Here is a 12,908-nt window from a genome sequence, read left to right as displayed (position 1 = left end):
AATTATAAGGCACTTATTAAATAACACCAGCCGCCCGCGGCGTAACGCGTCGCAAGCAGAAAAAAACGCCCGGTTCAGACCGGGCGTTGGTGTTGGCGAGGGCGCTGGCGCGCCGGGCCGTTGCGATGCGGTAACGGCGCCGGCTCCTTTAGCGCACCACTTGCTCGCAGGAGAGACAGAACGCGTAGCGGTTTTGCGGATCGTTCCAGTTGAACCCCAGGCCGGCATCCATCTTCAGCCGGTCCACCACCTGGGTAACCGGCGCCGGCAGCCAGGATTGAATCACACTGGGCAGTACGGCATATACCGACGCGCTGATTTGCGTAAACAGTAAATCCAGCAGGCCCGGCTCATCCAGATACCAGTTCAACTGGTATTGCTTCAACTGCGCCAGTTCGGCGGCTTTACTTACCGCGTCATCGAAGTCCCCCAACTGGTCCACCAGGCCGTTTTGTGCTGCATCGCTACCGATCCAAACATGGCCTTGGCCGATCTTATCGACTTCCTCCGGCGTCATGTGGCGGAACTGCGCCACCAGGTCGATAAAGTTGTGATAACCATTTTCGACGTTAAGCTGCATCATCTGCGAGAATTCCGACGGCAGCGTTTTGGTTATCGACACATCCGCCAGCGGCGAGGTCGCGACGCCATCGGTGTGGACGCCGATGCTGTCAAGAGAGCTCTCCACGGTGTTGATCACCCCGAAGATACCAATCGATCCGGTCAGCGTGCTGGCGCTGGCGATGATGTAATTGGCGGGGGTGGAGACCCAATAACCGCCCGAGGCCGCGACGCCACCCATGGACACCACTACCGGTTTGCCCGCGGCGCGTGCGGCGGCCAGCTCAGAGCGGATAACTTCGGAGGGGGTGACACTGCCGCCGGGGCTGTTAACCCGGAACACAATGGCTTTGATATCGGGATCCAACCTGGCATCGCGGATCTGGTCGGCGGTAGTGTCGCCTCCGACCGACCCCGGTGTTTCCGGGCCGTCGATAATGGCGCCATTGGCGAAGATCACGGCGATTTGCCTGCCCTGCTGCGACGGCGTCGCCGGCTGATAATCGTAAATACTGATGCCTTTGTACGCTTTGTCGCGCTTGTTCCAGCCAAAAGCCTTGGTCAGCGCGTCGTCAATCGCCGAACGGGACGCCACTTCATCGACCCATTTGTTATTAAGGGCAAATTGCGCGGTATTGCCCTGAACCGCGCGCAGACCGTCCAGCATTGCTTGGGCGCCCGGGAACAGCTGCTGCGGCGTAATTTGCCGGTTGGCCGCGGCCGTCGTCAGATAATGCTGCCAAAGCTGACCTACCCAACGGCTATCGGCCTCGCGGGCGTCGTCGGACATATTGTCGTGCAGGAAAGGTTCGACCGCGGACTTATACGTGCCGACGCGGAAGATGTGGCTATTGACCTTTAGCTTATCGAGTAAGGTTTTGTAGTAAAGGTTATTCGTGGCGATACCGTGTAAATCCACCGCGCCCTGGGGCGTGAGATAGATTTTATTGGCATAGCTGGCAAGGAAGTATTGCGCCTGGCTATAACTGTCGCCCACGGCGTAGATGGGTTTGCCGCTATCGCGGAATTCACGCAACGCTTTACCGATGTACTGCAGCGAGGCCTGATCCGCCCCGGCGAAATCTTTCAGCGACAGTACCAGCCCGGTGATATTGGCGTCGCCTTTCGCCTGGCGCAGCGTATCCACCACGTCAAACAGCGAATTTTCCCGCAGCCGGTTGCTGGAAGCGCCGAGCAATTCGCGGCCGAGCTGACGGACTTTGTTATTCATTGCCGGCTTATCGACCACGGTGCCGGTCAGATCCATCACCAATGCGCCTTTTGTCGGCGTCGGCGGCGTGTGCCGCACTTGTAAATAGATCCCGACCACCACGATGATGAGGACCACTAGAAATACGTTGAAGATAAATTCGCGGATAAAATTCAGTAAACGCCAGCCCCATTTAAACGGGCCGGAAATAATTCGCCACAATGTGCGCATGTGATCTCCAATAAAACAGCGAAGTCCAAAATCATAATATAAAATTTGTTCGGCCGCGCTCTAAAAAACGCTACAGGTAAACCTTACCGCCGCGCGTTCAGGCCCTCGCCCCGGGCGTACGGAGAAAAGCGGGTTTGCCGCCGCCCTCAACAACGGTAGCACGCTATTACAGGTCAGGGCGCTATGATACCGTTAACGCCTTATTCTACCTTAGGAGTGAACTCATGGATACATTGGAACTGTTACTAAATCGCCGCTCTGCTTCCCGTTTAACCGAGCCCGCGCCGGCCGGTGAGGCGCTGGACCTGCTGCTGCGTGCGGGTATGCGCGCGCCGGACCATGGCGCTTTGCAACCGTGGCGCTTCATCCTCATCGAAGGCGAAGGCCGCACTCGGCTGAGCGAGTTGCTCAGCCAGTCGGCGATTAACGCCGGCATGGATCCCAAAGGCATTGAAAAAGCGAAACAGGCGCCGTTTCGCGCGCCGTTGATTATCGCGGTCGTGGCCTACTGCGATAGCCAAAGTAACGTACCGCGCTGGGAACAGGTGGTTTCCGCCGGCTACCGACGCCTTCGTGCGCCGCTTTTGATTGCGCGTCGGCGGCCGATGTTCGACCCGCGCCGGCAGCGATGCGTATCGCAGCATATGCGCAAGACGCAGCGCCCGCAGGCGTAAAATGCTATGCTGTGGCGCTCAAGACGGTTGCTTATCATTAGGTATACACATCACACATGCAGTTGTTTATCGCCGAAAAACCCAGTCTGGCCCGCGCCATCGCCGATGTTTTGCCGCAGCCCCATCGCCGCGGCGATGGCTATATCGCCTGCGGCCCGGATCACGTGGTGACCTGGTGTATTGGTCATCTGCTGGAGCAGGCGCAGCCTGACGTCTATGACGGGCGCTATGCCCGCTGGCTGATTTGCCTATTATTCCGGAAAAGTGGCGGCTACAGCCGCGGCCCGCGGTGCAAAAACAGCTGAATGTGATCAAAACTCTGCTCGCGCAGGCCGAACAGGTTATCCACGCCGGCGACCCCGACCGCGAGGGGCAACTGCTGGTGGATGAGGTGCTGGATTATCTGGCGCTCGACGAGGCCAAACGCCGCGGCGCCAAGCGCTGTTTGGTCAATGATCTCAATCCGCAGGCGGTCAGCAAAGCGGTGAGCCGTTTGCGGGATAACAGCGAATTCGTGCCGTTGTGCGTATCGGCGCTGGCGCGCGCGCCGACTGGCTGTATGGGATCAACATGACCCGGGCTTACACCTTGATTGGACGCAACGCAGGCTATCAGGGGGTGTTGTCGGTAGGCAGAGTGCAGACGCCGGTGTTGGGCCTGGTGGTGAGACGGGAAGAAGAGATAGAACATTTCGTGCCAAAAGCCTATTTTGAAGTGAAAGCGCATATTGTGACGCCGTCACAAGAACGCTTTACCGCCCTATGGGTACCCAGCGACGCGTGTGAAAGTTGGTAGGACGAAGAAGGGCGCTTGCTGCATCGTCCGCTGGCGGAGCATGTGGTAGCCTGTATCACCGGCCAGTCGGCGCAGGTGGTGCTCTATCAAGACAAACGGGAGTCGGAAACAGCGCCGCTGCCGTTTTCCTTGTCGGCGCTGCAAATCGAGGCCGCCAAGCGTTTTGGTCTCAGCGCGCAGCAGGTGCTTGATACCTGTCAGCGGCTATATGAAACCCACAAGCTCATCACCTATCCGCGCTCCGATTGCCGCTATTTGCCGGAAGAGCATTTCGCCGGACGTCAAGCGGTGTTGGCCGCCATTGCCGGTCACCAGCCCGAGCTGATGACGCAGGGCCAACTGAACACCGACCAGCGCAACCGCTGCTGGAACGATAAAAAGATGGATGCGCACCACGCCATTATACCCACCGCCCGAGCCGGCCGCGGGACGCTCAACGACAGCGAGCAGAAAATCTACGGTCTGGTGGCGCGCCAGTATTTGATGCAGTTTTGCGCCGACGCGGTTTTTCGTCGCTGTACTATCGAGTTGGCTATCGCCGGGGGCAAATTTGTCGCCCGCGCCCGGTTTCTTGCCGAAAGCGGCTGGCGCGCGCTGCTGGGCGCGAAAGAGCGGGATGAGGAGAATGAGGGCACGCCATTGCCGGTGGTCGCCAAGGGGGATACGCTGCTTTGCGAACGGGGGGAAGTGGTGGCGCGTGAAACGCAACCGCCGCGGCCGTTCACCGACGCCAGTCTGTTGTCGACGATGACCGGGATTGCCCGTTTTGTCCAGGATAAAGCGCTAAAGAAAATTCTGCGCGCCACCGACGGGCTGGGCACCGAAGCGACGCGCGCCGGCATTATCGAGTTATTGTTTAAGTGCGGTTTTTTGTTTAAACAAGGACGCTATATCCACGCCAGCGATAGCGGACGCGGTTTGATCCATGCGCTGCCGTCGAGCGCCGCCAGCCCGGATATGACCGCGCAGTGGGAATCGTCGCTCACCCAAATAAGCGAGAAACAGTGCTGCTATTAAGATTTTATGCAGCCCTTGACGCAAACGCTACAGCAACTTATATCATCAGGCGCGCCAGCAGCCGGCGCCCTCATCCTTGCGGGGTCTGCCGCCGGCGACCGAAAAACCGCCGGTCAAAGGCGCACGGCGTAAGCGTAAACCGCCAAAACCCCCCGCCGACCCGCGTCCGCCCGCCGGCAGCGCGGCGTCAGGTAAGGCCTCATTATTGGGCCCCTATCATCGGGCGGCGTCTTGGGTGATTAACGCCTGAATGAGGGGGGCATCCGCCGCAGCCAGCGGCAGGGCAAGCGCGCGCGAAGGAGAAAGCCAAATGCACTCGCTATGATAGTGTAACTCCAGCTCGTCGCTGAAGTGGGTCACGCGCCAGCCGTAGAGCAGAATTTCTCACTCCCCTAGGACACGGCGGTGCAGGGCGACAAACGAGCCTATCCGCGCGCGCAGGGATAATTCTTCAAACAGCTCGCGTCTGAGCGCTTGGGGCTGTGTTTCGCCCGGCTCCACCTTGCCACCGGGCAATTCCCACAAGCCCGGTTGGTCACGGCGCTCATCGCGCCGGGCCAGTAGCAGGGCGCCGTCGCGGACGATGAGCCCCGCCACCACCGTAAGCGGCTGCATGGCACTCACAAATCGAAATCCGCCCACACCGGCGCGTGATCGGACGGTTTGTCCATCGCGCGGATACCGTAATCGATGCCGGTCGCCCGAACGGCGGCCGCCAGCGGCCGCGAGGCCAGCAGGAGGTCGATACGCAGACCGCGGTTATCATCAAAGCCGCGCGAGCGATAGTCAAACCAGGAGTAACGATCATCGCCGGAAGGATTGGCTTGGCGGTAAGTATCCACCAGTCCCCACGTCAACAGACGGTCCAACCAGGCGCGCTCCTCCGGCAGGAAAGAGCATTTCCCGGTGCGCAGCCAGCGTTTACGGCTCTCTTCGCCGATGCCAATGTCCAGATCGGTGGGGCTGATATTCATATCCCCCATGATAAGCAGCAGGGATTCGCCGTGGTGGCTTTGTTCCACATAGTCTTGCAGATCGCGGTAGAAGCGCTCTTTGGCCGGGAATTTGACCGGGTGGTCACGGCTTCCACCCTGGGGAAAGTAGCCGTTAACCACCGTCAATACACCTTTGGGCGTGATGAAATCGGCCATGATAATCCGGCGCTGGGAGTCGTCGTCGTCGGTACTAAAGCCGCGGCGAATGGCTAACGGCTTTTCCCGGCTGAGCAGCGCCACGCCGTAGTGGCCTTTCTGACCATGATAATAAACATGATAACCGTGGCGAGAGACCTCTTCGAGAGGGAACATATCGTCGTGAACTTTGGTTTCCTGTAGACCGATCACGTCCGGCTGCAATGTCGTGATGATGGCTCCAAACTGATGGGGGCGCGCGCGTAGCCCATTGATATTGAATGAGACAAACTTCATGGTTTATGCCAGGTGAGAGGTTATCGGCAGATGTTAGCAGAAATCGTCAGTCATGAAAACGCGGCGCAATGTCAGCGTCGGGCGAGAAATAGGTCTGTGTGCTGTTAACAGGATGTTTAAGGGAGCGGGTAGGGGAAGGATGATTCGCCGCTTTACGGCTCACCCTCCGGGCCGATGCTGTGCATCGTTGTCTCGCGCTGCTCGACGCTAACCTTGGTCGAAGGTTCTCACCTTCCCCCGCGAATATCAGGGAAACTAGGGGGTGGTGGTTAGCAAGAAGCTTGATGGAATGGTGGTGGGGGAAGGATTCGAACCTTCGAAGTCTGTGACGGCAGATTTACAGTCTGCTCCCTTTGGCCGCTCGGGAACCTCACCTGAGCGAAAGATGACAATAACGCGTCAAGCGAGGCGCATCATATCAAATAAAGCGGCGCTGTAAAGCACGCCCCCCGATTCTTTTGCCGCTTTTTTCTCCAGTCGCGGACGAAATGCGCGCGATGATGGCCCCTACGCCGCGCAGCGTTAAAAAATAACGGTCCGATTGCCGTAGACGAACACCCGCTGAGCCAGCACGCGGTATAACGCCCGGCTCAGGACATTTTTCTCCACGTCCCGCCCCCGCGCGCATCATATCTTCCGCGGTGTAGGTATGATCTACGTGAATCACGTCCTGAATAATGATAGGGCCTTCATCCAGGTTATCGTTAACGTAGTGCGCGGTGGCGCCAATGATCTTCACCCCGCGCTCATAGGCCTGGTGATACGGACGCGCGCCGATAAACGCCGGCAGGAACGAGTGGTGAATATTGATGATTTGATTGGGGTAATGACGCACAAATGTCGGCGTCAGCACGCGCATGTATTTCGCCAACACCACATAGTCCGGGGCGAAGGCGTCAATCTGCGCCATCATGCGCGCATCATGTTCCTCGCGGCTGAACCCTTCATGGCTTATCAGGTGGAAGGGGATATCAAACCGTTCTACCAGCGGCCGCAGCGTTTCGTGGTTGCCGATGACCGCGGCGATCTCCACATCGAGTCCGCCATAAGCGCTTTTCATCAACAGGTCCCCAAGACAATGGGCTTCTTTTGTTACCAGCACCACGATGCGGCGCCGTCCGGCGTGATTCAATTCTCGCAGCGTTCCCGCGGGGAGTACCGCGTCCAGATCGGCCCGCAGCGCAGCATCATTGAATAATCCTTCCAATTCGGTGCGCATAAAAAAGCGACCGGTATGATGATCAACGTACTCGTTATTTTGCACGATATTCAACTGATGCTTGAAGCAAATGTTGGTGATTTGCGCAATCAGACCTTTGGCATCCGGACACAGGGTGCGTAATACCTTTCTTTGTACATTTTGCGACTGCATTGATTTGCGGATCCTGTCCTATCTGTTGATTTTTGCCATGAAGCGGGCCGCGAAAGAGCGGCGGCCGAATTATTGTCCACAACACTTTTTAAATTTGAGGCCGGAGCCGCACGGGCACGGCACATTCCTGCCGGGTACAATATGCCGGCCGTCGACATAATACCAGCGTTCATCGAGGCGGACAAAGCGGGAACGTTCGTGAATAAAGCCGTTGCGCCGCTGCCGCTCGTCGTAAAAGCGGACGATAAATTCCACATAGCCCTGGCCGGCATCTTGGCCGGCGGCGCAGTCGATCACCCGCAGACCGCGTCAACGGGTGGCGCGAAAGCCGTCGGTCAGCTCATTCCGGCACACCGCGGCGCCGGCTTGTGGGTGCCAGGTGGCAAGTAAATAATCGACATCCTCTACCACAAAGGCGCTGTAGCGTGAACGCATCAGCTGTTCGGGGGTCGCGGGCAGCACGTCACCCGAAAGGAATGGGGCACAGCAGTCGGCATACGGCCTACCGCTGTCGCAGGGGCAAATTGAGCGCATGCGACTCCTTGTTCAATGATGGGGTAGAGACCCACGCGATCGCAGATGCGGGGGACAAAAAGGTATTTTACCCAAAGCGACCGCCGCTGCGACTATTTTGGCTAAACACCGGCGAATAAAATGCCCGGCGGTGGCCACAAGGGCGGGGTTTTACCCTGTATCGGCGGTTAGCCCTTGTCAAGCCGGCCAGAAAGCTCCATCATTTTGCACTGCAAAGACGCTTTGTTGAATAAATCCGAAATTTGTGACGACTTCCTCCCTATCAGGGCGATTGTTACATGATGCGGACGCTGTTTGGCATTCCTAACAGCGTGATCCGGTTAAGCGCTTTGACCATTGCCATAGCCTCACCTACCTGCGCGTCATAGTCATGCAGACTCAGATGACCACCCAGAAGTGTTTTAAACCGGAACATGGCCGTTTCAGCCAGTGAACGCCGGTGATAACCTACTTTCTTTTTCCAGGTATCGTTATTGCCGCTCAGATGCTGATTTGCCACCGCATGGTTACGCTCATGGTATCGAGCTGGCCAATATTGCGCACCACTTCGCGGTGGGATAAGCGGCTTTATTTTTTTCCTCAGCAGAGCATCATGACAGTAACGCGTATCGTAAGCACTGTCAGCCGACGCTTCCCTGATTTTCCGGTGGGTTTGGTTAATCAGCCCGGGCAGCGCCTGCGCATCTGTCGTACCGCTTAGCGATAAATCGGCACAGATAATTTCATGTGTCGCGCTATCTACTGCCAGATGAAGCTTGCGCCATACTCTGCGCCTCTCAGCCCCATGCTGCCTGACTTTCCATTCGCCTTCGCCGAAGATTTTCAGGCCGGTGCCATCGATGACCAGGTGTGAGATTTCGCCGTGGGTTGGCGTTTTTATGCTGATGTCGACGGTTTTTGCTCGCCGGCTGACCAGAGAGTAATCTGGGCAGCGCAGCGACAGCCCCATCAGTTTAAAAATCGCGTCAACGAAACCCTGTAACGCCCGGAGCGAAAGGTTAAACACGCGCTTTATCATCAGAACCGTGGTAATGGCCATATCGGTGTAGTGAAGCGGCCGGCCACGATGTTCAGGTGGTGTACTCTCAGTCCATGCAGCAATGGCTGACTCATCAAGCCATACTGTCATGTCCCCCCGCTGCCTGAGCGCATTGTTGTATGCGGGCCAGTTGGTGATTTTAAACTTTTGCTTTGCCATGGGGACCTGATGTTGAAACGAATGTAGTGATCAGAGCCGCCAGTCACCTAAAAGTTCGATTTATTCAACAAAGCCCCTTTAACCCTCAATATTGGGTAATTGTCCTATTTTAGACTGAACGCCCATTATTCCACGGGTTTCCCATGCCGAAACTGATATAATCGAAAAGTTAAACATATTATATAGATAAAATTTTATCTTAACGAAAGAGAGGTGGTTCATGTCTGCTATTACGACAAAAGTGAAAAAAGCAGTAATCCCGGTGGCGGGATTGGGCACACGAATGTTGCCGGCAACCAAAGCGATCCCGAAGGAAATGCTTCCCCTGGTGGATAAGCCTCTGATTCAGTATGTGGTGAATGAATGTATTGCCGCAGGCATCAACGAGATCATCTTGGTCACCCACTCGTCCAAAAACTCCATTGAAAACCATTTCGATACCAGTTTCGAGCTGGAAGCGATGCTGGAAAAACGCGTCAAGCGTCAACTGTTGGCGGAGATCCAGGCGATCTGCCCCCCCCATGTAACCATTATGCAGGTTCGTCAGGGGCTGGCCAAAGGCCTGGGGCACGCGGTCTTGTGCGCGCACCCGCTGGTGGGAGATGAACCGATTGCGGTGATCCTGCCCGACGTGATTATCGATGAATATGAATCTAACCTACAGACCGAAAATCTGGCGGCGATGCTAAAACGTTTTGAAGATACCGGCCGCAGTCAAATTTTGGTCGAGCCGGTGGACGATGTCACCAGCTACGGCGTGGTGTATTGTCAGGGCAAGACCCTCAATCCGGGTGATAGCGTAGAGATGGTGGGCGTGGTCGAAAAACCGTCGGCGGAAGAAGCACCGTCTAATTTGTCCGTGGTTGGCCGCTATGTGCTGTCCGCCGATATTTGGGCACTGCTGGAAAAAACCCCGCCCGGAGCCGGCAATGAAATTCAGCTGACCGACGCGATTGCAATGCTGATGGACAAAGAAACCGTCGAGGCCTACCACCTGAAGGGGCTGAGCCACGACTGCGGCAACAAACTGGGCTACATGCAGGCGTTCGTTGAATATGGTCTGCGTCATGAAAGTCTTGGCAAAGAATTCAAAACGTGGTTAAAAGACGCCATCACAGAATAAAGCGCTGAAGCTTTTTGGCTACATATTGACACAGACCAGGATCATCCAACATGAAAGTAACGGTTTTTGGTATCGGCTATGTCGGCTTGGTGCAGGCGGCGGTTTTAGCCGAAGTGGGACACGACGTGTTGTGTGTCGACGTGGATGAGCGCAAAGTCGAGAATCTGAAAAAAGGCGTGATTCCCATTTTCGAGCCGGGGCTGACGCCGCTGGTGCAGCAGAATTATGAAGCCGGACGGCTAAAATTTACGACGGATGCGCAGACCGGCATCAATCATGGCGTCATGCAGTTTATCGCGGTAGGAACGCCGCCGGACGAAGACGGCTCTGCTGATCTGAAATACGTGACCGCCGTGGCGCGGACCATCGCCCAGCACATGAACGATCACAAAGTGGTTCTGGATAAATCCACCGTGCCGGTGGGTACGGCGGATAAAGTCCGCGCCGTGATGCAGGAAACGCTGCAAAGCCGCAATAGCACGCTGACGTTCGATGTGGTATCCAACCCTGAATTTTTAAAAGAAGGGGCGGCGGTAGCCGACTGCATGCGCCCTGAGCGAATTGTGGTAGGCACCGACAATGAAGATGTGGTGGAATTACTCCATGAGCTTTACGAGCCGTTTAACCGCAACCATGATCGGATGATCCTGATGGATATCCGCAGCGCCGAGCTGACCAAATATGCCGCCAACTGCATGCTGGCAACCAAAATCAGCTTTATGAATGAAATGTCCAATCTGGCGGAATTGCTGGGTGCGGATGTGGAGAAAGTACGCCAGGGCATTGGCTCGGACTCGCGCATCGGTTACAGTTTTATTTACCCTGGCTGCGGCTATGGCGGCTCTTGCTTCCCGAAAGACGTGCAGGCGCTCATTCGGACCGCCGAGCAGATCGGTTATCAGCCCAAGTTGCTGCAGGCTGTCGAAGACGTAAACTATAAGCAGAAAGACAAACTGCCGGCCTTTATTCGCCGCCATTTCGGCGACGATTTAAGCGGCAAAACCTTTGCGCTGTGGGGGCTGTCGTTTAAGCCCAACACCGACGATATGCGCGAAGCATCAAGCCGAGTGTTGATGGAAGCGTTATGGCAGTCCGGCGCGACGATTCAGGCTTTCGATCCGGAAGCGATGAATGAAACGCAGCGCATTTACGGCCACCGCGACGATCTGCAATTGATGGGCACCAAAGAAGCCGCCCTGCGTGGCGCCGAGGCGCTGGTCATCTGCACCGAATGGCAGAACTTCCGCGCGCCGGATTTCGATGTCCTTAAGGCGGCGCTGAAACAGCCGGTGATCTTTGATGGCCGTAATTTATACGATCCGGAGCGCCTCGCTAATCGCGGCTTTGTCTATTATGGCATTGGCCGCGGCGCGTCGCTTGCTTCTCCTTCCTAAGAGACCGCGATGAAATTTTTGGTCACCGGCGCCGCCGGTTTTATTGGCTATCATGTCAGCGGGCGTCTGCTCGCTGACGGTCATCAGGTGATCGGTATCGACAACCTGAGCGATTATTATGATGTGTCGTTAAAGCAAGCCCGTCTTGACGGCTTGCGGGCCTATGACTCTTTTCGTTTCCACAAGCTTGATTTGGCGGACCGGCAGGGCATCGCCAGCCTGTTTGCCGATGAAGGGTTTGATCGGGTGATCCACCTTGGCGCACAAGCCGGGGTACGCTATTCGCTGGACAATCCCCTGGCCTACGGTGACGCCAACCTGATCGGTCATCTTAATATCCTTGAAGGGTGCCGGCATACGCAGGTGGGGCATCTGTTGTACGCCTCCTCCAGTTCGGTCTATGGCCTTAACCGCAAGTTGCCCTTTTCCACGGACGACGCGGTGGATCATCCGGTGTCGCTGTATGCGGCCACCAAAAAAGCCAATGAGTTGATGGCGCACACCTATGCGCACCTGTATCGGTTGCCGACCACCGGCCTGCGCTTTTTTACCGTCTATGGCCCATGGGGGCGCCCGGATATGGCGTTGTTCAAGTTTATCCGGGCGATGCTCAACGGCGAGCGTATCGACGTCTACAACGGCGGAGATATGCTGCGCGACTTTACCTATATTGACGACATTGTCGAAGCCATCATTCGTCTGCAGGACGTTATTCCGGCGCCGGATGCCGGCTGGACGGTGGAAACCGGCTCGCCGGCAGCGAGTTCCGCGCCTTATCGCGTCTACAATATTGGCAATAGTCAGCCGGTAAAGCTCATGGACTATATTCAGGCGCTTGAAGAGGCCCTCGGTATCCAAGCAGAGAAGAATCTGCTGCCGATGCAGCCCGGCGATGTGCTGGAAACCAGCGCGGACACGCAGGCGCTGTATCGCGCGATTGGCTTCAAACCGCAGACGCCGGTGGCGGAAGGGGTCAAACATTTCGTCGAATGGTATCGCGAGTATTATCAGCGTTAATGTATCGCCACTCAATAGCGATAAAAGCGGCCGTTCGGCCGCTTTTTTTTGCCTGTCATGTCTGGGGTCTCCGCCGCGGTCGTTTATGCGCCACCCGGCAGGAGGAAAGCCACGCGCGCCGCGCCAAGGGGCATAGCGGCCACGCGGGAGCCTAGCGGCCAGATAGGGGGAATAGAGGCAAGGCGGCGGCAGGTAGGCTATACCCTAGCGATACAGGGCCGCCGTTAGGGTAAACCGTCGGCGCGGGTCGACGCGTAGCAAAAAAATAGTCACTGTTTCTTGCCTTAAGGGAGGCGGTCAGGGTGGGGGCGTATGGCTTGCCTTGGTCCGCCAGCCATGGAACTGGTTTGGTGGC

The 12,908-nt window shown here is 56.7% G+C and carries 6 protein-coding genes, 1 tRNA gene, 1 other RNA gene and 5 pseudogenes; 5 read left to right on the top strand and 8 right to left on the bottom strand.

What is annotated here, in order from left to right; all coding sequences use genetic code 11:
- Positions 1-148: 148 nt before the first annotated feature.
- Positions 149-2,002 (bottom strand): signal peptide peptidase SppA, encoded by a 1,854-nt coding sequence (gene sppA / locus SOPEG_RS07755; protein WP_025244913.1) that lies wholly within the window; start codon positions 2,000-2,002, stop codon positions 149-151.
- A 224-nt stretch (positions 2,003-2,226) separates the two neighbouring features.
- Here sppA and SOPEG_RS07750 point away from each other — a divergent pair.
- Both SOPEG_RS07750 and SOPEG_RS07745 read left to right on the top strand, forming a co-directional pair.
- A pseudogene (locus tag SOPEG_RS07750) lies at positions 2,227-2,562 on the top strand (NAD(P)H nitroreductase); the annotation flags it as partial.
- Between the two features lie 170 nt (positions 2,563-2,732).
- A pseudogene (locus SOPEG_RS07745) lies at positions 2,733-4,738 on the top strand (DNA topoisomerase III).
- Here the strand turns inward: SOPEG_RS07745 and SOPEG_RS07740 are convergent.
- The 7 genes and pseudogenes from SOPEG_RS07740 to SOPEG_RS07715 form a co-directional block, all read right to left on the bottom strand.
- A pseudogene (locus SOPEG_RS07740) lies at positions 4,705-5,103 on the bottom strand (pyrimidine (deoxy)nucleoside triphosphate diphosphatase). The pseudogenes SOPEG_RS07745 and SOPEG_RS07740 sit on opposite strands and share 34 nt — an antisense overlap.
- Before the next feature lie 5 nt (positions 5,104-5,108).
- Complete coding sequence (gene xthA / locus SOPEG_RS07735; RefSeq protein WP_025244911.1) at positions 5,109-5,915, bottom strand: exodeoxyribonuclease III; 807 nt, start codon at positions 5,913-5,915, stop codon at positions 5,109-5,111.
- Positions 5,916-6,038: 123 nt separating this feature from the next.
- Positions 6,039-6,166, bottom strand: a non-coding RNA gene (locus SOPEG_RS24305) — RtT sRNA.
- A 39-nt stretch (positions 6,167-6,205) separates the two neighbouring features.
- A tRNA-Tyr gene (locus SOPEG_RS07730) sits at positions 6,206-6,290 on the bottom strand.
- Between the two features lie 147 nt (positions 6,291-6,437).
- Positions 6,438-7,287, bottom strand: a pseudogene (gene purU / locus SOPEG_RS07725) (formyltetrahydrofolate deformylase).
- 69 nt (positions 7,288-7,356) lie between these two features.
- Positions 7,357-7,821: pseudogene (locus tag SOPEG_RS24300) on the bottom strand (YchJ family protein).
- A 274-nt stretch (positions 7,822-8,095) separates the two neighbouring features.
- The gene (locus SOPEG_RS07715) at positions 8,096-9,019 is read right to left on the bottom strand and encodes an IS5-like element ISSoEn1 family transposase (RefSeq protein ID WP_025244795.1); all 924 of its coding nucleotides are present in this window, start codon (positions 9,017-9,019) and stop codon (positions 8,096-8,098) included.
- 220 nt (positions 9,020-9,239) lie between these two features.
- Between SOPEG_RS07715 and galU the strand changes: the two genes are divergently transcribed.
- The 3 genes from galU to SOPEG_RS07700 are packed head-to-tail and all read left to right on the top strand — an operon-like array spanning position 9,240 to position 12,553.
- Positions 9,240-10,142 (top strand): UTP--glucose-1-phosphate uridylyltransferase GalU, encoded by a 903-nt coding sequence (gene galU, locus SOPEG_RS07710; RefSeq protein WP_025244909.1) that lies wholly within the window; start codon positions 9,240-9,242, stop codon positions 10,140-10,142.
- Between the two features lie 50 nt (positions 10,143-10,192).
- Positions 10,193-11,536, top strand: coding sequence for a UDP-glucose dehydrogenase family protein (locus SOPEG_RS07705; RefSeq protein WP_025244908.1), 1,344 nt, complete (start codon positions 10,193-10,195; stop codon positions 11,534-11,536).
- A gap of 9 nt (positions 11,537-11,545) precedes the next feature.
- Positions 11,546-12,553 carry an NAD-dependent epimerase gene (locus SOPEG_RS07700; protein ID WP_025244907.1) on the top strand — a complete coding sequence of 336 codons (1,008 nt, stop codon included), beginning with the start codon at positions 11,546-11,548 and terminating at the stop codon, positions 12,551-12,553.
- The last annotated feature ends 355 nt before the right edge of the window (positions 12,554-12,908 follow it).

This window comes from Candidatus Sodalis pierantonius str. SOPE, from assembly GCF_000517405.1.
In the GTDB taxonomy this organism is placed as follows: Bacteria; Pseudomonadota; Gammaproteobacteria; order Enterobacterales; family Enterobacteriaceae; genus Sodalis_C; species Sodalis_C pierantonii.
Note: the sequence above shows the minus strand (reverse complement) of the source record. Positions and strands in the feature narration are given on the sequence as shown.